At 41.9% G+C, this 25,574-nt stretch carries 16 protein-coding genes and 1 pseudogene; 12 read left to right on the top strand and 5 right to left on the bottom strand.

The window, feature by feature from the left end:
• Position 1: 1 nt before the first annotated feature.
• From rpoC to O3633_RS05230, 4 genes and pseudogenes are all read left to right on the top strand, one after another.
• Positions 2-3,664 (top strand): DNA-directed RNA polymerase subunit beta', encoded by a 3,663-nt coding sequence (gene rpoC, locus O3633_RS05245; protein ID WP_371620637.1) that lies wholly within the window; start codon positions 2-4, stop codon positions 3,662-3,664.
• A gap of 193 nt (positions 3,665-3,857) precedes the next feature.
• Positions 3,858-4,321, top strand: a pseudogene (tnpA, locus tag O3633_RS05240) (IS200/IS605 family transposase).
• A gap of 369 nt (positions 4,322-4,690) precedes the next feature.
• Positions 4,691-12,205, top strand: coding sequence for a CshA/CshB family fibrillar adhesin-related protein (locus O3633_RS05235; RefSeq protein ID WP_371620636.1), 7,515 nt, complete (start codon positions 4,691-4,693; stop codon positions 12,203-12,205).
• A gap of 137 nt (positions 12,206-12,342) precedes the next feature.
• The gene (locus O3633_RS05230) at positions 12,343-12,906 is read left to right on the top strand and encodes a sugar O-acetyltransferase (RefSeq protein ID WP_371620635.1); all 564 of its coding nucleotides are present in this window, start codon (positions 12,343-12,345) and stop codon (positions 12,904-12,906) included.
• 137 nt (positions 12,907-13,043) lie between these two features.
• Here the strand turns inward: O3633_RS05230 and O3633_RS05225 are convergent, their stop codons facing one another.
• Together O3633_RS05225 and O3633_RS05220 are read right to left on the bottom strand one after the other, a co-directional pair.
• Complete coding sequence (locus tag O3633_RS05225; RefSeq protein ID WP_371620634.1) at positions 13,044-13,727, bottom strand: DUF4956 domain-containing protein; 684 nt, start codon at positions 13,725-13,727, stop codon at positions 13,044-13,046.
• Entirely contained in the window at positions 13,720-14,496 is a 777-nt protein-coding gene (locus tag O3633_RS05220) for a polyphosphate polymerase domain-containing protein (RefSeq protein WP_371620633.1), read from the bottom strand. Before O3633_RS05220 ends, O3633_RS05225 begins: the two co-directional genes overlap by 8 nt.
• Before the next feature lie 207 nt (positions 14,497-14,703).
• On the opposite strand from O3633_RS05220, the gene O3633_RS05215 reads away from it, so the two are divergent.
• Entirely contained in the window at positions 14,704-15,936 is a 1,233-nt protein-coding gene (locus O3633_RS05215; RefSeq protein WP_371620632.1) for a carbohydrate-binding domain-containing protein, read from the top strand.
• 62 nt (positions 15,937-15,998) lie between these two features.
• Here O3633_RS05215 and O3633_RS05210 read toward each other — a convergent pair whose 3' ends face one another.
• From O3633_RS05210 to O3633_RS05200, 3 genes are all read right to left on the bottom strand, one after another.
• Positions 15,999-16,202 (bottom strand): CsbD family protein, encoded by a 204-nt coding sequence (locus tag O3633_RS05210; RefSeq protein WP_371620631.1) that lies wholly within the window; start codon positions 16,200-16,202, stop codon positions 15,999-16,001.
• A gap of 116 nt (positions 16,203-16,318) precedes the next feature.
• Positions 16,319-16,951, bottom strand: coding sequence for a DUF421 domain-containing protein (locus O3633_RS05205; RefSeq protein ID WP_371620630.1), 633 nt, complete (start codon positions 16,949-16,951; stop codon positions 16,319-16,321).
• Complete coding sequence (locus O3633_RS05200) at positions 16,948-17,400, bottom strand: DUF3290 family protein (RefSeq protein ID WP_371620629.1); 453 nt, start codon at positions 17,398-17,400, stop codon at positions 16,948-16,950. Before O3633_RS05200 ends, O3633_RS05205 begins: the two co-directional genes overlap by 4 nt.
• Positions 17,401-17,591: 191 nt before the next feature.
• On the opposite strand from O3633_RS05200, the gene O3633_RS05195 reads away from it, so the two are divergent.
• The 7 genes from O3633_RS05195 to rpsD all read left to right on the top strand — a co-directional run bounded on the left by O3633_RS05195 (position 17,592) and on the right by rpsD (position 25,426).
• Complete coding sequence (locus O3633_RS05195) at positions 17,592-18,356, top strand: nucleoside phosphorylase (RefSeq protein ID WP_371620628.1); 765 nt, start codon at positions 17,592-17,594, stop codon at positions 18,354-18,356.
• 32 nt (positions 18,357-18,388) lie between these two features.
• Positions 18,389-19,765 carry a TrkH family potassium uptake protein gene (locus O3633_RS05190; RefSeq protein ID WP_371620627.1) on the top strand — a complete coding sequence of 459 codons (1,377 nt, stop codon included), beginning with the start codon at positions 18,389-18,391 and terminating at the stop codon, positions 19,763-19,765.
• A 13-nt stretch (positions 19,766-19,778) separates the two neighbouring features.
• The gene (locus tag O3633_RS05185; protein ID WP_049530153.1) at positions 19,779-20,444 is read left to right on the top strand and encodes a potassium channel family protein; all 666 of its coding nucleotides are present in this window, start codon (positions 19,779-19,781) and stop codon (positions 20,442-20,444) included.
• 157 nt (positions 20,445-20,601) lie between these two features.
• Entirely contained in the window at positions 20,602-22,749 is a 2,148-nt protein-coding gene (locus O3633_RS05180; RefSeq protein WP_371620626.1) for an SSURE domain-containing protein, read from the top strand.
• Between the two features lie 123 nt (positions 22,750-22,872).
• Positions 22,873-23,571: a response regulator transcription factor gene (locus tag O3633_RS05175; RefSeq protein WP_371620625.1), complete on the top strand. Its 699-nt coding sequence runs from the start codon at positions 22,873-22,875 to the stop codon at positions 23,569-23,571.
• Positions 23,568-24,620: a HAMP domain-containing sensor histidine kinase gene (locus O3633_RS05170; protein WP_371620624.1), complete on the top strand. Its 1,053-nt coding sequence runs from the start codon at positions 23,568-23,570 to the stop codon at positions 24,618-24,620. Before O3633_RS05175 ends, O3633_RS05170 begins: the two co-directional genes overlap by 4 nt.
• A 194-nt stretch (positions 24,621-24,814) precedes the next feature.
• Positions 24,815-25,426 (top strand): 30S ribosomal protein S4, encoded by a 612-nt coding sequence (gene rpsD, locus O3633_RS05165; protein ID WP_000092756.1) that lies wholly within the window; start codon positions 24,815-24,817, stop codon positions 25,424-25,426.
• The last annotated feature ends 148 nt before the right edge of the window (positions 25,427-25,574 follow it).

Here is a 25,574-nt window from a genome sequence, read left to right as displayed (position 1 = left end):
AGTGGTTGACGTAAATCGTTTTAAAAGTATGCAAATCACACTAGCTTCTCCAAGCAAAGTCCGTTCATGGTCTTATGGAGAAGTCAAAAAACCTGAAACAATCAATTACCGTACGTTGAAACCAGAACGTGAAGGACTATTTGACGAAGTCATCTTTGGTCCTACAAAAGACTGGGAATGTGCTTGTGGTAAATACAAACGCATTCGTTACAGAGGGATTGTTTGTGACCGTTGTGGTGTTGAAGTAACGCGTACAAAAGTTCGTCGCGAACGTATGGGACACATCGAGTTGAAAGCTCCTGTATCTCATATCTGGTATTTCAAGGGGATTCCAAGCCGTATGGGCTTGACCCTTGATATGAGTCCTCGTGCACTTGAGGAAGTTATCTACTTTGCAGCTTATGTGGTGATCGATCCGAAGGATACACCACTTGAGCACAAATCAATCATGACAGAGCGTGAATACCGTGAGCGCTTGCGTGAATATGGCTATGGATCGTTCGTTGCTAAAATGGGTGCCGAAGCTATCCAAGACCTCTTGAAACAAGTAGATCTTGAAAAAGAAATTGCTGAGCTTAAAGAAGAATTGAAGACAGCAACTGGACAAAAACGTATCAAAGCCATCCGTCGTTTGGATGTTTTGGATGCCTTTTACAAATCTGGAAACAAACCTGAATGGATGGTTCTTAACATCTTGCCAGTTATTCCACCAGATCTTCGTCCAATGTTGCAGTTGGATGGTGGGCGTTTTGCCTCATCTGACTTGAACGACCTTTACCGTCGTGTGATTAATCGTAACAATCGTTTGGCTCGTTTGCTTGAGTTAAATGCACCAGGTATCATCGTTCAAAATGAGAAGCGTATGCTTCAAGAAGCGGTTGACGCTTTGATTGACAATGGCCGTCGTGGTCGTCCAATCACTGGACCTGGTAGTCGTCCACTCAAATCATTGAGCCACATGCTCAAAGGGAAACAAGGACGTTTCCGTCAAAACTTGCTCGGTAAACGTGTTGACTTCTCAGGGCGTTCTGTTATTGCCGTTGGTCCAACTCTTAAGATGTACCAATGTGGTGTGCCACGCGAAATGGCAATCGAGCTCTTTAAACCGTTTGTTATGCGTGAAATCGTAGCTCGTGATATCGTGCAAAACGTTAAGGCAGCTAAACGCTTGGTAGAACGTGGAGACGAACGTATCTGGGATATCTTGGAAGAAGTCATTAAAGAACACCCAGTGCTTTTGAACCGCGCACCGACCCTTCACCGTTTGGGGATTCAAGCCTTTGAACCTGTCTTGATCGACGGTAAAGCTCTTCGCTTGCATCCACTAGCCTGTGAAGCCTATAATGCCGACTTTGACGGGGACCAAATGGCCATCCACGTGCCTCTTTCAGAAGAAGCACAGGCGGAAGCTCGTATCTTGATGTTGGCTGCTGAACACATCTTGAATCCAAAAGATGGAAAACCAGTCGTTACACCATCTCAGGATATGGTTTTGGGGAACTATTACTTGACCATGGAAGAAGCTGGTCGTGAAGGTGAAGGCATGGTCTTTAAGGACCGTGACGAAGCTGTTATGGCATATCGCAATGGTTATGTGCATCTACACTCACGTGTTGGTATTACGACTGATAGTTTGAATAAACCATGGGCAGAAGATCAAAAACACAAAATCTTGCTGACAACTGTTGGTAAAATCCTCTTCAACGATATCATGCCAGAAGGCCTACCATACTTGCAAGAACCAACAAACGCTAACTTGACAGAAGGCGTTTCGGATAAGTACTTCTTGCCACTAGGTGGAAATATCCATGAAGCTATTAGCGCGTTGGAAATCAATCCACCATTCAAGAAGAAAAACCTTGGAAATATCATCGCTGAGATTTTCAAACGTTTCCGTACAACAGAAACTTCAGCCTTCCTTGACCGTTTGAAGAACTTAGGTTACCATCAATCAACACTTGCTGGATTGACAGTGGGTATTGCGGATATCCCAGTTGTTGAAGACAAGGCTGAAATCATCGAAGAATCACACAAACGTGTGGAACAAATCACTAAACAATTCCGTCGTGGTATGATCACAGACGATGAACGTTATAATGCTGTTACAGCTGAATGGCGTGCAGCTCGTGAAAAACTTGAAAAACGTTTGGTTGCCAACCAAGATCCGAAGAACCCAATCGTTATGATGATGGACTCTGGAGCCCGTGGTAATATCTCAAACTTCTCACAACTTGCCGGTATGCGTGGTTTGATGGCAGCTCCGAACGGTCGTATCATGGAATTGCCAATCCTTTCAAACTTCCGCGAAGGTTTGTCAGTACTCGAAATGTTCTTCTCAACTCACGGTGCTCGTAAAGGGATGACCGATACGGCCTTGAAGACTGCCGATTCAGGTTACTTGACTCGTCGTTTGGTTGACGTTGCCCAAGACGTTATCATTCGTGAGGATGACTGTGGAACTGACCGTGGTCTCTTGATCCGCTCTATCACAGAAGGTAAAGAGATGATTGAGTCTCTTGAAGAGCGCCTCAATGGTCGTTACACTAAGAAAACGGTTCGCCATCCAGAAACTGGTGAAGTCATCATCGGCCCAGACGAATTGATTACAGAAGACAAGGCGCGTGAAATTGTCAATGCTGGTGTGGAAGAAGTCACTATCCGCTCTGTATTTACATGTAACACTCGTCACGGTGTCTGCCGTCACTGTTATGGTATCAACTTGGCGACTGGTGATGCGGTTGAAGTGGGTGAAGCAGTTGGTACAATCGCTGCCCAATCTATCGGGGAACCTGGTACACAGCTTACAATGCGTACCTTCCACACGGGTGGTGTTGCCTCAAATACCGATATCACGCAAGGTCTTCCTCGTGTCCAAGAAATCTTTGAAGCCCGCAATCCTAAAGGGGAAGCGGTTATCACAGAAGTCAAAGGACAAGTTACTGCAATCGAAGAAGATGCTTCAACTCGCACTAAGAAAGTCTTTGTTAAGGGTGAAACTGGTGAAGGCGAATATGTAGTACCATTCACAGCTCGTATGCGTGTCCAAGTTGGAGATCAAGTCTCTCGTGGTGCAGCCTTAACAGAAGGTTCTATCCAACCAAAACATCTCCTTGCTGTACGTGATGTCTTGTCAGTTGAAACTTATCTTCTTGGTGAAGTACAAAAAGTTTACCGTAGCCAAGGGGTAGAAATCGGCGACAAACACATCGAGGTTATGGTTCGTCAAATGATCCGTAAAGTTCGTGTCATGGATCCAGGTGATACAGACCTTCTCATGGGTACACTTTTGGATATCAACGACTTTACAGATGCCAACAAAGATGTCCTTATCGCAGGTGGTGTTCCAGCGACTGGTCGCCCAGTCCTTATGGGAATTACCAAAGCCTCACTTGAAACAAATAGCTTCTTGTCAGCAGCTTCCTTCCAGGAAACAACACGTGTCCTTACAGATGCGGCTATCCGTGGTAAGAAAGATCATCTCCTTGGACTTAAGGAAAATGTTATCATCGGTAAGATTATCCCAGCAGGTACTGGTATGGCTCGTTACCGCAATCTTGAACCACAAGCTGTTAATGAAGAGTCTTACCTAGCATCTTCACAAGAAGAAGCTCCAGTTGATACGACTGTAGAAAAAGTCGTTGAAACTGTTGAAGTAAGCGAATAAAATAATGCTTAAACAAAAAGAGGGTCTTCCCTCTTTTTTTGTATTATGTGACTTTCAGTCCGTCTCGCTCCGTTAGGTGTGAGACAAAAGAACCACCCGCTATGCGGGTGCGCGTCGAAGGTTATACCAAAAAAACTCCAAACGCGATACAATAAAGGTGTTCAAGCCAATTGTAAAGCGAAAGGAGAAAAATATGGCACAAAAGGCACATAGTTTATCACACACAAAGTGGATGTGTTCTATCACATTGTGTTCACCCCTAAGTATAGACGAAAAGTCATTTATAATCAATATCGAAGTAGTTTGGGAGAAATATTCCATAGATTATGTAGTTATAAAGGTGTTGAGATTATCGAGGGCCATTTAATGCCAGATCATGTTCATATGTTGGTAAGTATTCCACCTAGAATTAGTATTTCAAGTTTCATGGGATATTTAAAAGATAAAAGCGCTCTAATGATGTTCGATAAACACGCAAATCTGAAATATAAGTTTGGAAATCGACATTTTTGGGCAGAGGTCTATTATGTTAGTACAGTTGGCCTCAATGAAGCCACAATAAAAAAATACATTCAGGAACAAGAGCGAAAAAATATTGCTTTAGATAAGTTGAGTGTAAAAGAATATGAAGATCCCTTTAGGGATAGTGGCAAGTAGTACATATGCCTCTTTGAGAGGGTTGTGACGAGTCAAATGCAATAAGGCTTGAACAAAGTGAAAGCCAGCGTCTTTAGGCGCTGGCTAGTTATCTGGGCTTATAGCCCTGGTACAAACCACCCGTTTGACGGGTGGTCATGATTAAATACATAGAAAAGGTATATTGATTTTTATATGATTTACTGAATAATTTAAGCTATAAAAAGTAGAAAATTTTTCCAAAAAATTGAGCAAATTGAGCAAAATGTTTGGTATTCAAGGGCTGGCATGATAGAATATAACAGTTATTAGTTTACGAAATATAATGAATGGCAAATGTATATTTATTCTAAACTAAGTTAAATTTTATGCAGCTTGGAGGTAATGTTAGTGAAAAATGATCTGTTTAATGACCGTATTAGTCGATTTTCAATTCGTAAGTTAAATGTAGGAGTTTGTTCAGTTTTACTAGGAACTTTAGTCATGCTTGGAACGGCTACAGGAGTAGCAGCTGAAGAAGTCGCTGAGAATAAGCAAACTGACGAAGTTGCTGTGACGACTGAAAAGGAACAGCCGGAATCTCTTTCTATATCTCAAGCTGAGAAAGAAGATGTTACAACTTATCAGGCAACTCCAGTTGTTCCAGGTACAACTGAAACTAAGCTGAAACTAGATCAAACAAGATTGCAAGGCTATGTTGCTGAGATTGAAGCAAGCTTGGCAAATGGTAAATACAGTAACAAGACAGATGAGAGTGTCGAAGTTCTTAAAGCTAGTCTTGCGAACGATCAGAACGTTCTTGCATCTGCTACAAGTCAAGATGAGTTGGATGCAGCTTATCAATCACTTGTAACAACTGTCAATGCTAAACTTAAAAACAAAGAAAAAGTTGTAGCTGAAGAAAAAGTAGCAGTTACTGAAAAGACAGAAGCAACAACTGGAAAACCTGCAGAAAACACAAAACCAGCTGAAGGTACAAACTCAATTGCGAATACAGGTAAAAACGACCCTCGTAATGGTAAAGAGATTGACAAGAATACTGCCTTCCGTGCAGATACGGCAACAACTACTGGGATTGGTGCAGATGTTGAAGATGCAACTTCAACTCCTAAAGTTGAAAAACCAGGATTCACAACAGACCTTGACGCAAAATCCTTGACTAGCCAGATTACTTGGTTGGACTTTGGAGATGTAGCCAACTGGACAGGGGCAAAAACAGTCCTCGTTCCTAAAAATGACGCTTTTCCTGATAAAAATTTAGAAGAAAAATTAGCTCTTCAAGTTGGCGCTACTTATACCAAGGAAATCATGCCTGGCTATGTAGTCACTGTAAAAGTCAAATCCTTGAAGCCTTTCCAAGCAACTGAGATCTATAAAAAACGGATGGAAGAGCAAGGGGCTACAGAAGCTGAAAAAGCGACATATGATCCAAACGCAAAAAATGGATATGTAAAGGGTGTAACTTCAACAGGCGCTAAAAAAGCTTTTAACGATGGCATGGAAGCCGACATTGTCGCTGATGCGCAAAATGGTTGGACTGAAATCAGATTTGAGAACGTTGATACGAAAACCAAGAAGACTACCATGGGTTCAGCTATGAATGGTGGAAATATTGGAGTTCAGTTTGAAATCTCTGCAACCTTCCGTGGAAAGAAAGTTAAGCCAGCTATTGTTATGGCTGATGGTGAGTCTGCTAACCCTGGTGAATTTGTTATGTTCACTACCAACGGACAAGGTTGGCAGCACCTTGGAGAATGGAAAAAGTCTACCAGACCAGCCACCTCTGAAACTTACGTTCCGCAAGATACAGATAACCTTTTGGGGCCTACACCTAAATATAATAACATTAACCTAAGACAACTTCGTGATTCTAATGAAGTTGGACCAGAAAAGAAACCAGTAGCTTGGAAATATTTCGGAAACCCTGACCAAGTTACGGGTGGTCTAGGAACTGGTATCTTTGGACCAAACATTTCTGCAGGTAATTATACTGTTCCAATCGTGATGACACGTGGTGCCTCTGAAGTGGGGCTTTATATCGCTTCAGGTGGGAAACAGTCCGCTATGCTAGGATTCTTCCCACTTGATGAAGGAGATGCTCCTGAGTCATATGGTAAGGCGGTCCATACCATTGCAACTGTAGACGGTGTTACTGGTGGTAAAGTAAACCAACCCTATCTCGGACATTTGAGTCCTGATATGGATGAAAACAATACCCTTGATTGGACTGGTGACGATAAAGCGACAACGGCTGATGAAGGAATCGACCAATTGCTTCCAGATGATCTTAAAGGGAAAACCAATGAGATGATCAAGATGGACCGTACCAAACCAGGTAATTATAAGATTTCTGTTGAAGCCCATACTGATGGGGCTGCACAGGCAAATATCTACGGTTGGGTAGACTTCAATCAAAATGGAACCTTCGATGAAGACGAGCGTTCAAATTTAGCTACTATTACGAAAGATGGTATAGTTGAGTTAACATTTACAAGCAGCAAAACTTATATTGACCCTAGTGTTACTGAATTGGGGGTTCGTCTTCGTATCGCTAAGAATGCTAAAGAAATTGAAAGCCCAACAGGTATGGCCTTCTCAGGAGAAGTAGAAGACTTCAAGACTCAAATTACGCACCCACCAAAAGGGGAATTCAAGGAAACTTCTGGTCTTCAAGCTGCTAAACAAACAGCAACTGTAGCCTTTACTGCTCGAGGTTTGCAAGTCTATAGCTTAACTGAATCAGCAAAAATTGATGAAACAGTAGCACCATACATTGTCGATGCAAATGGGAACAAGGCTACTTTGGATGCTGAAGGCTACTATGTTGTACCAGGTCAAGGTAAATATAAGATTACCGCAAATGGTAAAGACGTAGATGTAGAATTCATCCCTGAAGATAATTTCTTAGGAACAGCTGATGGAATCTCTATCCGTCGTACAGATAGTAATGGCTACGACACAGGTTGGTCAACTAAATTCCCAGCTAATGAAGCTAATGTTGATACTTTGATAAATACAATGGATGGACTTTATATCCCGACTGTAACTCCAAAAAATTTGGAAGGGCTTGATAAAACTTCAACAGACGTTCAAGGAGCTAGTCAAATAGCCGCTCCAGAATTTGCTCTTGAAGGAACAAATAGTAATGGTGAGAAAGTTAAAATCACACCTGATTTTGATTATCCAGCTAAGTTTGTGAGTCCTACGACTGGCAAGGTTATCAATGACCCTGTTCTAACTGTAGAAGGGGAAGGGATTTACTACTTAGACGATTTGACTGGGAAAGTTACCTTTGTACCAGAACCAGGATTTACTGGAACTGCTTCAGGAGTAACGGTGTCAGTATCTGTACCAGTAGGTAGAGATAAGGATGGTCATGTTCAACTTGACTATATAAAGACAGCAACCGCTAAATACACACCAACGGTCACTCCAATCACAGTGACTCCTACAAACAAGGTTTCTGTGGATGTTCAAAATGTTCCTCAAACCCAAACGCCAACCTTTGATTTGAGTAGCGACAAGACTGCTAAAATCACTAGCAAGAAATTGGTAGATCCGGCAACTGGTCAACCGACTGATGCAACCTCTGTAACAGTAGCAGGTGAAGGTACATATACAATCGATCCTACTACAGGCGCAGTAACCTTCACACCTGAAAAAGACTTCGTTGGAACTGCAACTGGTGTCACAGTTCAAGCGACTGCGACGATTACCAATGCGAACGGTAAGACAGCGACCATCACATCAGATGCAACTTATACACCGACGGTTGTAGCGGCTGTTCCAACAGCTAAACCAGCTACATCTAAAGATATCCAAGGTGCGACTCAAACCGGTACACCAACCTTTGCAGGAACAACTGTTCAAGTAAACGGCAAAGATAAAGCTATTACCATTAAAGAGAATAGCTATACGCTTTTGGATCATAGTGGCAATGAAGTGACAAGTGCACCAGCTTATGCGGCTGACGGTACCACTGAAATCGGTACTTTCACAATTAATTCAGCCACTGGCCAAGTAACCTTCACACCGTCAGACAAATCATATACTGGCGCGGTAACACCAGCCAAGGTTCAAGCTGAAAGCTCAAACGGTATCAAGGTGGATACAACTTACACGCCTGAGATTGTTCCTGTCACACCGACAGCAACTCCAGCTGAAACAGAAGATATTCAAGGTGCTACACAAACTGGTAAACCTGAATTCAAGGGTGGAACAGTAACTGTTGATGGTGTTGAGAAAACTGTAGCTATCAATGAAGCCGTTCCAGCAACCTTCGATGATGGCTCAACTACTAAGACAGTTGACGGAATCGGTACATACACAGTAGCCGCAGACGGAACTGTGACATTTGTTCCTGAGAAATCATTTACTGGAACTGCTCCGGCAGTGACGGTTGTTCGCGAAGATAAGAACGGAACTAAGGCTTCAGCAACCTACACACCAACAGTAACGCCTGTGACTCCAACAACAAGTCCTGCAACTTCAAAAGATATCCAAGGTGCAACTCAGACTGGTAAGCCAGTATTTACTGAGGGTGATAGCCGTGTGCCGATGAACGATGCTGTTCCAGCAACCTTCGATGATGGCTCAACAACCAAGACAGTTGACGGCGTTGGTACATATACAGTAGCCGCAGATGGTACCGTAACCTTCGTTCCAGAACCAAACTTTGTAGGTACTGCACCAGCAGTAACCGTTGTTCGTGAAGATAAGAACGGAACCAAAGCATATGCAACTTACACACCAACTGTGACTCCAGTCACTCTTACTCCAACAAATAAAGTTTCTGAAGACATTCAAAATGTTCCTCAAACTGAGACTCCAACATTTGCTTTGAGTAATGATGAGACTGCTCAAATTACAAGTAAGAAATTGATTGATCCTGCAACAGGTCAGCCAACAGCTGAAACAACAGTAACTGTAGCAGGCGAAGGAACATATACAATTGATCCTACTACAGGAGCGGTAACATTTACTCCTGAAAAAGACTTTGTTGGAATTGCAACAGGTGTCACAGTTCAAGCAACAGCAACTATTACAAACGCAGCTGGTAAAACAGCGACAATCACTTCGGATGCAACTTATACACCAACTGTTGTAGCTGCTGTTCCAACAGCTCAACCAGCTACTTCAAAAGATATCCAAGGTGCAACTCAAACAGGCACACCAATTTTTGCAGGAACAACTGTCCAAGTAAATGGTCAAGATAAACCTGTAACCATTAAATCAAATAGTTATAAGCTCTTGGATAAAGATGATAATGAAGTTACAACTACGCCAGCTTATGCAGCTGATGGTACAACTGAAATCGGTACTTTCACGATCGATTCAGCTACTGGACAAGTAACCTTCACACCGTCAGACAAATCATACACTGGCGCGGTAACACCAGCCAAGGTGCAAGCTGAAAGTTCAAACGGTATCAAAGTGGATACAACTTATACACCTGAAATTGTTCCAGTAACTCCAACGGCTACTCCAGTTGAATCAACAGATATCCAAGGTGCGACTCAAACAGGTAAACCTGAATTCAAGGGAGGAACAGTAACCGTTGATGGTGTTGAGAAAACAGTAGCTATCAATGAAGATGTTCCAGCGACATTTGACGATGGTTCAACAACTAAGACAGTAGATGGTGTCGGTACCTACACAGTAGCTCCAGATGGAACAGTTACATTCGTGCCAGAAAAATCATTCGTCGGAACTGCACCTGCCGTGACTGTTGTCCGTGAAGATAAGAACGGAACCAAAGTTTCTGCAACATACACCCCGACAGTAACTCCTGTAACACCGACTGCAGAAGATACAACATCAACTGGTAAACAAGGTCAAACCCAAACAGGTAAGCCTGCATTCACCGAAGGTGACATCCGTGTACCAATTAACGAAGACGTTCCAGCTACTTTCGACGATGGTTCAACTACGAAGACAGTAGATGGTGTTGGTACATATACAGTAGCTGCAGATGGTACAGTAACCTTTGTTCCTGAAAAGTCATTCACAGGTAAAGCACCGGCCGTAACGGTTGTTCGTGAAGATAAGAATGGAACCAAAGCTTCTGCGACTTACACACCAACTGTGACTTCAGTAACCCCAACAGCAATTCCGGCCGAATCAACTGGACCTCAAGGTGTGGTTCAAACTGGAACAGTTACTTTCACAGAAGGTGATCCAGTTGTACCAATCGACAAGGATGCCATTACTCTTCTTGGCGAGAATGGTCAACCAGCTACATCTGTAGATGCTAAATCACCAGAAGGCAAGGTTGTTGGTACTTTCACAGTTGATAAGGAAACAGGTGTTGTAACCTTCACACCAACTGATAAATCATACTCAGGTGCTGTTGTTCCAGTTAAGGTTCAAGCAGCTGACACAAATGGAACAACAGTAGAAACAACATATACACCGAAGATTACTCCAGTCGTTCCAACATCTGAAGATGCGACATCTACTGATATCCAAGGTGCGACTCAAACAGGTAAACCTGTATTCACTGAAGGTGACATCCGTGTACCAATGAACGATGACGTTCCAGCTACTTTCGACGATGGCTCAACTACCAAGACAGTTGACGGTGTTGGTACATACACAGTAGCAGCAGATGGTACAGTAACCTTCGTACCTGAGAAATCATTTACTGGAACTGCTTCAGCTGTGACGGTTGTTCGCGAAGATAAGAACGGAACCAAAGCCTCTGCGACCTACACACCAACTGTTACACCGGTAACTCCTACAGGAACACCAGCTACAACTATTGGACCAAAAGGTCAAGAACAGTCTGGTAAACCAACATTCAAGGAAGGCGATAGCCGTGTTCCAATGAATGATGATGTTCCAGCTACATTTGAAGATGGATCAACAACCAAGACAATTCTTGGTGTTGGTACTTATACAGTAGCCCCAGATGGCACAGTAACCTTCAAACCAGAACCAGAATTTACTGGTACTGCACCATCAGTAACTGTTGTCCGTGAAGACGTAAACGGGACTAAGGCTTCTGCAATATACACGCCAACAGTAACTCCTGTTACTACATTTGTAGACAAAGAAGGTAAAGCAATTCCAGGTTATCCAACAGAAGACGGCGAACAAGCTAAGAAAGATATTCCAGGCTACCGCTTCGTAGAGACTAAGAAACTTCCAAACGGGGACACAGAGCACGTTTATGAGAAGGTTAAGACTAGTCACAAGGATAAAGACGGAAATGAAATTCCAGGTTATCCAACAGAAGACGGCGAACAAGCTAAGAAAGATATCCCAGGCTACCGCTTCGTAGAGACTAAGAAACTTCCAAACGGGGACACTGAACATGTCTACGAAAAAGTGAAGACTCCAGATCCAGAGCCAACTCCAGATCCAGAGCCGACTCCAGATCCAGAACCAACTCCAGATCCAGAGCCAACCCCAGATCCAGAGCCAACCCCAGATCCAGAACCAACTCCGGATCCAGAACCAACTCCAGATCCAGAGCCAACTCCAGATCCAGAGCCAACTTCAGATCCAGAACCAACTCCAGATCCAGAACCAGCTCCAGATCCAGAACCGACTCCAGATCCAGAGCCGACCCCAGATCCAGAGCCGACCCCAGATCCAGAGCCAACTCCAGATCCAGAGCCAACTTCAGATCCAGAACCAACTCCAGATCCAGAACCAGCTCCAGATCCAGAGCCGACTCCGGATCCAGAGCCGACTCCAGATCCAGAACCAACTCCAGATCCAGAGAAACCAGAAGTTCCAGAAACTCCTGCTAATCCAGCTCCTGTGGTCGAAGAAACAGTTAAGACTGCTCCTCAATTGCCAAATACTGGTACTGAAGATCATGCTGGTCTTGCTGCCCTTGGTTTAGTAGGTATCTTGAGTGGATTCGGACTTATGGCTCGTAAAAAGAAAGAAGACTAATCAACTCTGTAAAGTATTGATAAAAGTCAACTTTCTAATAAGAAACTAGTGCATCGTGCGATGCACTAGTTTTTTTGATGCTTGTACTAAAGATAGAACTATGCTACAATCATCTAAAAAAGCAAGGAAATTAAAACATGAAAACTGAATATCAAAAAATGATTGCGGGGGAACACTATCACCCGTTTGATCCAGAACTCCGTGCCTTAGCGCAAACAGCGCGACAAAAACAAGCTGCTTTTAATGAAGAAGTCGACCCAGTAAAAGGTATAGAAATCATCAAAAGCTGGTTTGGTTCAACTGGTGAAAATCTTTATGTCAATCCTCGATTGGTAGTAGATTACGGGTTCAATATTCATCTGGGAGAAAATTTTTATTCCAATTGGAATTTAACTATGCTAGATGTTTGTCCTATAACCATCGGTGACAATGCTATGATTGGTCCCAACTGTCAATTTTTAACACCCCTTCACCCACTGGATCCCGACGAACGAAACTCGGGACTAGAATTTGGCAAACCCATCAAGATTGGTAAGAACTTTTGGGCAGGTGGTGGTGTCATTGTCCTACCGGGTGTTACTTTAGGGGATAATGTCGTTGCAGGAGCAGGAGCGGTCATTACAAAATCCTTTGGTGATAATGTAGTTCTAGCAGGAAATCCAGCACGAGTTATCAAAGAGATTCCAGTTAAAGGAAATTAAAGGTTGTAGAAAGAGAAAGTGAAGTCTTTTTCACAAGAACTCTTTGGAAACGAAAAGCCTAACCAGTCTCAGGATCAAAAACTTATTGCTAGCAAAAAACGAGGTCGGAATTTTTATCCCAGCCTCGTTTTTCGTCTTTAGAGATTTTTTCTCTTTTTAGCTTTTTTAGTCAATGCCACATCGCACTGATCAATATTTTGTGTGAGGTAGCTAGTCACTTGGAAATCGTCTGCCTCTGTTTTTAGCTCGACTTCATAGACAATGCTAAGGTTGTCCCCTGCATTTGTGCTATTGATCGTAATCATGTCAATTTCTGAGCAGAATTGGTCAAGAGCTGATTGGATAGCTTCCTGTACCTTCTCCTGATTAGCTACCGTGATTGTCAAAAGTCTACGACGTTGATTGTCAGTTTTGACTTGTTGATTTTCCAAAAGGAACCAAACGCCCAAGATAAAGAGCGTGAAGAGAATTGCTAGGAAGATATAGCCTGTTCCACAAGCCAAACCGATAATCATGGCTAGGAAAATTGCAATCAGTTCTCTTGAACCACTAGTTGCAGAACGGAAACGAATCAAACTAAAGGTTCCGGCTACAGCAATCGAAGTACCCAAACTCCCATTGACCAGAAAAATAACTAAGGTCATAAGGCAGGGAAGCAGAGTCAAGCTGATAGCAAATTCTCTGGTATAGAGGGTCCGATATTTGTAGGTCCAAGTAAGTGCCAAACCGAGGACTAGACTGACTAGAAGTGCCAGTAGTAGTTGGAAGGGGTCTGCACTTGCAGTGGCGTTGTTGAAAATTGAGTTAAATAGATTAAGCATAAGCGGTACCTGCGCTTTCTATACTGGGACGTGGTGCATAAGGAAGCCCTTGAGATTTGTGGTAAGCACAACTGTATTTTGAAAATTTGTGATCCATCAAACCATACTTGTCTAGAATGTCTTGTAACCACTGAGGTTTGTTTCCAGGAACTTTAATCTCCATAATCACAGTATTGTCATCTAATAGAGGAGCCCCTTGATTTCCTGCGAAGAGACTGACATTTTCATCTCTATAGATTAGATTTTGGTCAATGGTGATACGAATTTTATTATAGTCGTAGCCCTCGATGTATTTTTTTTCTTTTAATGAATAACGATCGTAGTAGATGTACATACGAGGCTTGATAGCTTGCTTGTAATCTTGGTGAAGCTTTTTCACTTTTTCAATGACGACTGTATCAGTAATACTAGCATCCAAGTGCCCTTTGGTCATAAAATTAAGGATAGAAATAGGAGTTGAGAGTAGTCTAAATTTACGACCAACTCCTTCTTGGTCCTTGGTTTTTATTTCTAAAAATACTTGACTATCTGCTTTGGGTTGGCTGAGATAGGTCCGCATCCGAACCTTTTCTTTTCGATTATTTCCAAAATCATCATCTTGGAGCACAGCAAAGTCTTCCGTATCAAAGTAGATATTTGAAATAGTTGAAATTGGATAGTCATCTTCTACCAAATATTCCTTTAAGTCCCTAATCAAGTTGTCTAGATTTTCTTTGGAGACAACATATTTGGTTTCAATCCGCTTAAAAGTTGTTTCGATTGGTTTCATAAGTCCTTCTCCTCTAATCTTGGGTTATACTATTTTTAAACAAGGACGAGCTTGTTTGTCTAGGATTTTAAAGAGTTTATCTAAAACTTTTGTTAAATTTAACTTAATTGAAACTAAACTTAAGAAAACTTTCAGAAAAAATTTAGGCTTCTTTTAGGAAAGACCCGTAGACTAAGAGCATGTAAAATGAAAGACGAGGAAACGGGCATGAAAGCAAAAAAATGGACATTCCTATTAACAAGTATAACAACTCTAGCACTGGTAACAGCATGTACCCAGTCAACTTCAAATACAACAGCTAGCAATAGTACTGCAACGACAACAGTAACTACTAATAAGAAAACATCTAGTTACTTTACAGATAAGGACTATGATACTTCTTATGATGAAAAAACAGCTGCAACTGTAACTTTGTCAGGATCAACGGCGACGGTATCAGGTGACGGAGTGGCCGTATCAGGATCTACCGTTACAATCTCTAAGTCAGGTACCTATGTGATTTCTGGTCAATCTGATGGAGTTCAAATCAAGATCGAAGCTGGAAGTTCAGATGACGTACACATCGTTCTAAATGGTGTAACAATGACCAATGCCAATGCAGCTATTTCTGCAACATCAGCTGGACATGTTTACCTAACTCTAGCAGATGGCACAACCAATAGCCTTTCAGATTCAGCTTCAAATAGTGATGACAAGGCTGACGCGGCCCTCTTTTCTAAAGTGGACTTGACCATCAATGGTAAAGGAACTCTCAATGTAGATGGCAAGAAAAACAATGCTATCAAGGCCAACGACACACTTCACATCATAGGCGGTACTTACAATATCACAGCAGTCGGAGACGCTTTTAATGTCAATGATGAACTCAACATTACCGGCACAACCATGGCTATCGATGCCAAGGAAGACGGAGTTAAGGTTGATAATGATGACGATACTTCTGTTGGAACCATGTATCTCTCTGATAACACTATAACCGTTACTGCAGGGGACGATGGTATCCACGCATCAGGTGATTTGGTGATTGATAGCGGAACCTATACCGTAAAGAAATCTACAGAAGGATTAGAAGGTAAATCAATCACTATCAACGGTGGAGACATCACCATCTACTCTACAGACGATGGTGTCAATGCAGCCAACAAAAATGCCCAACAAAGTGAAATTTTCTTTACTATGAATGGTGGGAATTTGACCGTTGAAGTTGGTCAAGGGGACACGGATCCAATTGACTCAAACGGGAACATTACAGTTAATGGAGGAACCATCAAAATGACTGGTCAAACTGGTTTTGACTTTGATGGAACAGCGACCTATACAGGTGGAGATATCTACCTCAACGGTGAAAAACAAACTGAAATCGTCAATTCTATGCCTGGAGGCGGAGGAGCACCTGGCGGTGGCCCTCAAGGAAATGGAGGCCCTGGTGGACAACCATAAAAGAAAATCTCCTTTCTCGAAAGAGAAGGGAGATTTTCTTATGTTATTAGGACGAAAAAGAATTATTCCTCGTCTTTTTTAAAGATGTTTTTTACGCCAGATACTGCACCTTCGACAGCTTCTTTTGCATCTTCAACAACTTCTTTAGCTTTTGAAGCTACCTTTTCTGCAGCTCCTTCTGCTTGAGTTTTTGTATCGCCAGTTAGTTTACCAAGACCTTCTTTAACAGAACCTTTAGCTTGGTTGAATTTTTCTTCGATTGACATGGGGGATACCTCCGTTAAATTTTTGAATTATCTAAACTAAATCAGATATTAAATTAAGTATATACCTTTTATTGTTAAAAAGCAAAAAACTGATACGAAAAGCATCAGTTTATTTCTTAATAGGTTACAACATTCAATTGACCTTTATCATATTCAGCGATAAAGATATTAGAGACTTCTTCGAAACCTTCTTCTTTCAATTTTTCTGTTAGCCATTCTTCAGTTTTGCCAATGGTTTCTAGGATTTCAACTTGGACAACGCCGTCTGTAATGACTGGATACTTAGGATTTTCATCGCCCATTCTTACGACAATCAACTGCCCATTTTGCTCAATCACAGCTCTCTTGACATCCTTCAGTTGGAAGATTCCTTGAGAGCGCAATTTAAGAGCTACATCTGCGGCTGCAAGACCTTTTGAGCGACAAGCTTCTGGATCTAATGTTCCATTTTTAATGATAATCGTAGGTTTTCCGTCAATCAGATGTTTGATGAAGGAAACATTGGTATTCAACCATTTAAGGAGTAAAATGAGAATAGTCCAAATAATGAGGATAACAATGTATTGGATGATGGTAATAGAACTATTGTAGATAACCCCACCGATAATACCCCCGAGAACAAAGTTCTGGATTTGGTCCACTGCAGAACTTGGTGCTAAATTTCCTTTACCTGTTACGTTAATAACAAAAACAAGAGAAAGAAGCCCCAAGGCCAATTTAATTGCAATTGTAGCAAAAAAGCTTATCATTTTTCAACCTCCACGAGTTCCACATCTGATTTATAGAGTTCCATTTTTTCTAATAAATAGCTATCTTGGTCAGTCCCGCTAATGGCGCGATAAAAATTGTCGCCAACCTTAATAATAGCTCCATCAGTAGTAGCTGAAGTATTGACATAAATATCTTTTTTATCAACACCTAACTCTTTTGATACAATCTCGATGAAGTGTAAGGAACTACGAAATTGATTATCATTGGATTGGCTGTTTTGAAAATTCGTAATGCTAATCAAAACGAATGCGATTAAGGTCAAAATAGAAATGAGCGATAATTCACGGAACTTGCTCCCTTTTTTATCTTTGAAAGCTTTAAATGCAAAGAATCCAGTCACAATCACTAAGAGCGTCGACACAATAACCATGGCCCAATTCTGTTGACTGATCTGGCTTAGAACATAGTCATATGAATAGAATTTCATAAGATTTCTCCCTTTTTCAAATTCAATCTATTATAAACTAATTCCTAAGTTTTAGCAATTTTGTTAGTAGAGGAAAAAGCATTTAATGGTTGTTTCCTACTTAAGGTAGGTTTTTCTGATTTGATTTAGCCTCCCGTCTTGACTTTCGTTTGGCTTTTGTTATAATAGTAAAAATTTAGAGGAGGTATTCTATGATTCAAAAACATGCTATTCCTATTTTAGAGTTTGACGATAATCCTCAGGCAGTCATCATGCCCAATCACGAAGGATTAGATTTACAATTGCCAAAGAAGTGCATCTATGCATTTTTGGAGGAGGAGATTGACCGCTATGCTCAGGAAGTAGGGGCGGATTGTGTTGGTGAGTTCGTTTCTGCCACCAAGACTTATCCAGTCTATGTCATGGACTACAAAGGCGAAAAAGTTTGTCTAGCCCAAGCTCCTGTCGGTTCTGCTCCAGCGGCCCAGTTTATGGATTGGTTGATTGGCTACGGTGTGGAGAAAATCATCTCTACTGGTACTTGTGGAGTCCTAGCCGATATTGAGGAAAATGCCTTTCTCGTCCCTGTTCGCGCTCTGCGAGATGAGGGTGCCAGCTACCACTATGCAGCGCCTTCTCGTTATATGGAGATGCAGACTGAGGCTATCTCTGCCATTGAGCAAGTCTTGGAACAAAGAGGTATTCCTTACGAGGAGGTTATGACCTGGTCGACAGACGGTTTTTACCGAGAAACAGCTGAAAAAGTTGCCTATCGTAAGGAAGAAGGCTGTGCAGTTGTGGAGATGGAGTGTGCAGCTCTTGCGGCAGTAGCCCAACTACGTGGGGTTGTCTGGGGAGAGCTGCTCTTTACCGCAGATTCCTTGGCAGATCTAGATAACTACGACAGTCGTGACTGGGGGGCAGAAGCTTTTGGCAAGGCCTTAGAACTCTGTCTTGAAATCGTTAGTCATATGTGACTGCTTTAACTATTTTATGGTACAATGTAGCTATGTTATTCAAATCATTTTCGGAAAAAATAAACACGACCTTGGGGCGTTTATCACCTGCTCGTCGAATTTTTTTGAGTTTTGCTTTGGTTATTTTCGCAGGCTCTCTTCTTTTGAGTCTGCCATTTGTGCAAGCAACAAGCTCTCAAGCGACCTGTTTCGACCATCTCTTTACAGCAGTATCCATGGTCTGTGTGACAGGACTCTTTACTCAACCAGTAGCTACCACATATAACATCTGGGGTCAGTTAATCTGTATGTTTTTGATCCAGATTGGTGGTTTGGGTCTCATGACCTTTATAGGAGTCTTCTATATTCAAAGCAAGCAAAAGCTAAGTCTTCGAGGTCGTGAAACGATTCTGGAGAGTTTTAGTTTTGAAGAAACTCAGTCTTTGAAGGATTTCCTACGTTCCATCTTTTTGACGACTTTTATCGTTGAAGGACTCGGAGCCTTCCTGTTAAGTTTTCGTTTTGTTCCAGAATTTGGTTGGGGCCGGGGGATTTTTACCTCTATCTTCGTAGCTATTTCAGCTTTCTGTAATGCTGGATTTGATAATTTTGGAAGCACAAGTTTAGTAGCTTTTCAAACTGATCCTTTGATTAATCTAGTGCTTGCTGCTTTGATCATCACAGGTGGTCTAGGGTTCATGGTTTGGTTTGACCTGGCCACGCAGTTGAGCAAGAAAAAACGGCGGCTTCGCTTCCATACCAAGTTGGTTCTCTTCTTGACAGCTGGAATTTTATTTACTGGAACAGTTTCAACCCTCTTGATAGAGTGGAACAATCCGGGAACGATTGGCAATCTCAGCATCCCTGATAAATTGCTAGTCAGTTTCTTCCAAACTGTCAGCATGCGGACGGCAGGATTTGCTTCTATTGATTTTACTCAGGCTAGGCCTGTTACCTTGATGATCTATATTTTGCAGATGTTTCTGGGTGGGGCACCTGGCGGTACAGCAGGGGGACTAAAAATCACAACCTTCTTTGTCTTGTTGGTATTCGCACGCAGTGAACTTTTAGGGTTACCTCATGCAAATGTAGCTCGGAGAACGATTGAACCACGAACAGTCCAGAAATCTTTCAGTGTTTTCATTATCTTCTTGATAACTTTTTTATCGGGCTTAATCTTAGTAGGAATAACAGCCGAGGGGAATCCGCGCTTTATCTACATCATGTTTGAAACTATTTCTGCTCTTGCTACGGTCGGAGTAACTGCAAATTTGACACCAGAGTTAGGTAAGCTAGCGCTTAGTGTCATCATGCTACTGATGTTTATAGGACGGATCGGACCACTCACACTATTAGTTAGTTTGGCTGAGTATCAACCAGATAAGAAAGACATGATTCATTATATGAAAGCTGATATTACCATAGGATAAGAAAGGAAATGCTATGTCAGATCGAACAATTGGAATTTTAGGCTTGGGTATTTTTGGGAGTAGTGTTCTGGCTACTCTCGCCAAGCATGATATAAATATTATCGCTATTGACAACCATGAGGAACGAATCAATCAATTTGAACCAGTCTTGGTGCGTGGTGTTGTTGGAGATATCACAGATGAGGACCTCTTGCTATCGGCTGGAATTGATACCTGCGATACCGTAGTCGTCGCAACTGGTGAAAATCTAGAGTCTAGTGTTCTTGCAGTCATGCATTGCAAGAGTCTAGGGGTACCGACTGTTATTGCTAAGGTTAAAAGCCATACAGCAAAAAAAGTCCTTGAAAAAATCGGTGCAGACTCAGTCATTTCACCAGAGTTTGAGATGGGTCGTTCGTTGGCACAGACGATTCTCTTTAATAACAGTGTAGATGTCTTTCAGTTGGACAAGAATGTCTCAATTGTCGAGATGAAAATTCCACAATCGTGGTCAGGTAAGAGTCTTAGTCAACTAGACCTTCGAGGACGATACAATCTCAATATCCTCGGTTTTCGTGACTACGAAAATGCTCCCTTAGATGTACAGTTTGGACCAAATGATTTATTAAAACCGGATACCTATATCATGGCGGTGATTAATAACCAACATTTGGATACCCTAGCAAGCCTTAGTGAGTAGAAGAGGAATGACTATTCTTTTTTTCAACGACTATTGAGTCAATATAAGTATTTTATAAGAGGGATTTAAGAAAAATTTTAACTTTTTCTTAATCCTTTTTAATTTTAGGAGATTATACTAGAGTCATCAAATAAAGAAAAACTCTAAGGAGAATCCTATGAAATTCAATCCAAATCAAAGATATACTCGTTGGTCTATTCGTCGTCTTAGTGTCGGTGTTGCTTCAGTTGTTGTGGCTAGTGGCTTCTTTGTCCTAGTTGGCCAACCAAGTTCTGCGCGTGCCGATGTAGTCAATCCCACCCCTGCCCAAGTCTTGCCAGACGCTGCTTCGGTGAGTGAAAAGAGCGACTTACCAGCAGAACTTCTCAAAGAAGCAGTCGATACAGCTCTTCCTTCAGAACAGGCAGACTCAACACCTAAAGCAAGCTTGGATACTATAAACTCTCCAGAAAAAACAGCTGCAGGTGCTAAAGACCAAGTAGTAGCGCCCAAAGAAGAAGTGCAAGCAAAACCAGAATCTAATAAACAAACAGAAGATGCGGTTAAACCTGCGACAAATCCTGCGCCTACAGTTTCTGGACAAGACCGTGAAGTAAATGAAGCTCAACCAGCAACTACCCCAGCTGAAGTTCAAAAAGGTGTGGCTGGCAATACTAAAGATACAGTAGACGTCCCAGCCACTTACTTGGATAAGGCCAATTTCCCAGGCCCATTTACAGCCGGCGTCAACCAAGTCATTCCATACGAATTCTTCGCTGGTGATGGTATGTTGACTCGTCTTATCTTGAAAGCTTCAGACAAGGCCCCATGGTCAGACAACGGTTCAGCTAAAAATCCCGCCCTTCCACCAGTAGAAAAATTGGGCAAAGGTCTCTACTTCTATGAAGTGGATTTGGCAGGTACCCAAGGTAAATCTGATAAAGAGCTGCTTGACCTATTAAAACAAAACGGTACTCAAAGTTATAAAGCTACTATTAAAGTGTACGGTGCAAAAGATGGCAAGGCCGATTTGAGCAATCTTGTAGCGACTAAGGATTTGGATGTCAAGTTGAATGGCTTGACTACTCCAGCTGAAGTTCAAAAAGGTGTGGCTGACAACACCAAAGACACAGTAGACGTCCCAGCCACTTACTTGGGCAAGGCTAATTACCCAGGTCCATTCACAGCCGGTGTCAATCAAGTCATTCCATACGAATTCTTCGCAGGTGATGGTATGTTGACCCGCCTCATCTTGAAAGCCTCTGACAAGGCCCCATGGTCAGACAACGGTTCAGCTAAAAATTCTGCCCTCCCACCAGTAGAGAAATTGGGCAAAGGTCTCTATTTCTATGAAGTGGATTTGGCCGGCACTCAAGGAAAATCTGATAAAGAGCTTCTTGATTTCTTGAAACAAAACGGCACTCAAAGCTATAAAGCTACTATTAAAGTGTACGGTGCAAAAGATGGCAAGGCAGACTTGAGCAATCTTGTAGCGACTAAAGATTTGGATATCAACTTAAATGGTTTGACTACTCCAGCTGAAGTGCAAAAAGGTGTGGCCGACAACACCAAAGATACAGTAGACGTCCCAGCTACTTACTTGGACAAAGCGAACTTCCCAGGCCCATTTACAGCTGGCGTCAATCAAGTTATTCCATACGAATTCTTCGCTGGTGACGGTATGTTGACTCGTCTTATTTTGAAAGCCTCCGATAAGGCCCCATGGTCAGACAACGGTTCAGCCAAAAATCCCGCCCTTCCACCAGTAGAAAAATTGGGCAAAGGTCTTTACTTCTATGAAGTAGATTTGGCTGGCACTCAAGGTAAATCAGACAAAGACTTGCTTGACCTCTTAAAACAAAACGGCACTCAAAGCTATAAAGCTACTATCAAAGTGTACGGCGCTAAAGATGGTAAGGCCGATTTGAGCAATCTCGTAGCGACTAAGAATTTGACTGTTAATTTGAATGGGTATAAGCCTCTCAATCCGATGAAATCTAAAATGCCAGCTACTAGCCAGGATAAGATGATGCCTAACAAAGAGCAAGATAAAACCATGAATGCTAGTCAGCCTATGGCAACACCAAGTATGAAACAAGATCAAGTTCCAGCAGCCACAAGCAAAATGCCTGATGAAGGCAAGATGGCATCTAATAACAAGATGTCAAGTCCGATGATGGCTGATCAAATGAAAGACAAAAAAGATATGCTTCCATATACTGGTGAAGCCCAAACATCAATGGCTCCTATTGGCTTCTTTGGATTAGCTTTGGCTGGACTGTTAGGTGGTCTCGGTTTGAAAGCTAAAAAAGAGGAAAATGACTAGTTTAGCTACAGAGTTTCTATCTAGGATTTGAAAAATCCAGATATGGTTTAGAATGTTCGTAAAGCGATTAAAATAGTGTTATACTATTGTGGTATAGCACTGTTTTTTTCAAAGGAGAGACAGATGGGAAAGACCATTTTACTCGTTGACGACGAGGTAGAAATCACAGATATTCATCAACGCTATCTGGTTCAGGCAGGGTATCAGGTTTTGGTGGCTCATGATGGAGTAGAGGCCTTGGAAATCTTCAAGCGAAAACCGATTGATTTGATTATTACAGATATCATGATGCCTCGGATGGATGGCTATGATTTGATTAGTGAGGTTCAGTATCAATCTCCAGATCAGCCTTTTTTATTTATTACGGCTAAGACAAGCGAGCAGGACAAGATTTACGGCCTAAGCTTGGGGGCAGATGACTTTATTGCCAAGCCCTTTAGCCCTCGTGAGCTGGTTTTACGTGTCTACAATATCTTGCGTCGCCTTCATCGTGGGGGTGAGATAGAGGTTGTTAGTCTCGGGGATTTACGAATGAATCACGGTAGTCATGAAGCTCAAGTAGGAGATGTAGCACTTGATTTGACAGTCAAATCCTTCGATCTTTTATGGATTTTAGCCAGCAATCCAAAGCGAGTTTTCTCTAAGACAGATCTCTATGAAAAGGTCTGGCAAGAAGACTATGTGGATGATACCAATACCTTAAATGTTCATATTCATGCTCTTCGACAGGAGTTGGCTAAATATGCTAGTGCAGAAACGCCCACCATAAAAACAGTTTGGGGCTTGGGCTACAAAATTGAGAAAGCACGAGGTAGTCAATGAAATTAAAAAGTTATATTCTAGTGGGGTATATCATTTCAACACTCCTAACGATTATCGTAGTTTTTTGGGCAGTCCAACGAATGTTAATTGAAGAAAGAGAGATTTATTTCCTAGTGGGTATGACTCTCATGGCAAGTTTTGTTGGTGCTGGAATTAGTCTCTATCTCTTATCTCCGGTTTTTACTTCATTGGGTAAACTCAAGGAACATGCCAAGCGAGTAGCGGATAAGAATTTTCCTTCAAATCTTGAGGTTCAAGGGCCTGTGGAATTTCAGCAATTAGGCCAGGCTTTTAATGAAATGTCCCATGATTTACAGGCTACCTTTGATTCTTTGGAAGAAAGCGAACGAGAAAAGGGCTTGATGATTGCCCAGCTTTCGCATGATATCAAGACTCCCATCACCTCTATCCAAGCAACGGTTGAAGGAATTTTGGATGGAGTTATCAAGGAAGGAGAAGAAGCCCATTATTTAGCAACTATTGGACGTCAGGCAGAAAGACTTAATAAACTGGTTGAGGAGTTGAATTTTTTGAGCCTAAATACAACTAGAAATCAGGAGAAGACGACTGGAAAAGACAGTATTTTTCTGGATCAGCTCTTGATTGAGTGCATGAGTGAATTTCAATTTTTGATTGAGCAGGAGGAAAGAGATGTCCACTTGCAAGTTATTCCTGAGTCTGCTCGGATTGAAGGAGATTATGCCAAGCTTTCTCGTATCTTGGTGAATCTGGTCAATAACGCTTTTAAATACTCTGCTCCAGGAACCAAGTTGGAGGTAGTAGCTAAGCTGAAAAAGAACCAGCTTTCAATCAGTGTGACCGATGAGGGACAGGGCATTGCCCCAGAGGATTTGGAGAATATTTTCAAGCGCCTTTATCGTGTCGAAACTTCGCGTAATATGAAAACAGGTGGCCATGGCTTAGGCCTTGCGATTGCGCGTGAATTAGCCCATCAATTAGGTGGAGAAATCACAGTTACCAGCCAGTACGGCCTAGGAAGCACCTTTACCCTCCTTCTCAAACTTTCTAGTAGTGAAAATAAAGCTTAACCCCCCTTTACAAATCCAGCCATTCATGGTAGAATAGAGCTTGTGTGAAATATCAGCAGGAAAGCATGAAGCTCGTCAACAGGTGTCTTATAATAAGTAACCTTGGCTGTTTAGGCGAAGGGCATCTGCACGAATCAGGGCTTTCTAAGTGACTATTTCCACCGAAATATTATTTATATCAGGAGGACATTCACATGTCACGTTATACAGGACCATCTTGGAAACAAGCTCGTCGCCTCGGCCTTTCACTTACAGGTACAGGTAAAGAATTGGCACGTCGTAACTACGTACCAGGACAACACGGACCAAACAACCGTTCTAAATTGTCAGAATACGGTTTGCAATTGGCTGAAAAACAAAAACTTCGCTTCACTTACGGTGTAGGTGAAAAACAATTCCGTAACTTGTTCGTACAAGCTACAAAAATCAAAGGCGGAATCCTAGGTTTCAACTTCATGCTTCTTTTGGAACGCCGTTTGGATAACGTTGTTTACCGTCTTGGTCTTGCGACTACTCGTCGTCAAGCTCGTCAATTCGTAAACCACGGTCACATCCTTGTTGACGGAAAACGCGTTGATATCCCATCATATCGTGTAACTCCAGGTCAAGTGATCTCAGTTCGTGAAAAATCATTGAAAGTTCCAGCAATCCTTGAAGCAGTAGAAGCTACTCTTGGACGCCCAGCATTCGTATCATTCGACGCTGAAAAATTGGAAGGTTCATTGACTCGTTTGCCAGAACGCGACGAAATCAACCCAGAAATCAACGAAGCACTTGTCGTTGAATTCTACAACAAAATGCTTTAATTTTAAGAAATATCTTACAGAAAGCCTACAACAGTGGGCTTTTTGCTTTGTCTGAAAATTAGATTATGAAAAACTAGCCAGCTTTACGTGAATTACAAACTTATAATCAATAACATTAAAGACTCAAAAACACAAGACAGAAATCAAA

Origin of the sequence: Streptococcus sp. 27098_8_22, assembly GCF_041432415.1 — a bacterium.
Taxonomy (GTDB): domain Bacteria; phylum Bacillota; class Bacilli; order Lactobacillales; family Streptococcaceae; genus Streptococcus; species Streptococcus pseudopneumoniae_M.
Note: the sequence above shows the minus strand (reverse complement) of the source record. Positions and strands in the feature narration are given on the sequence as shown.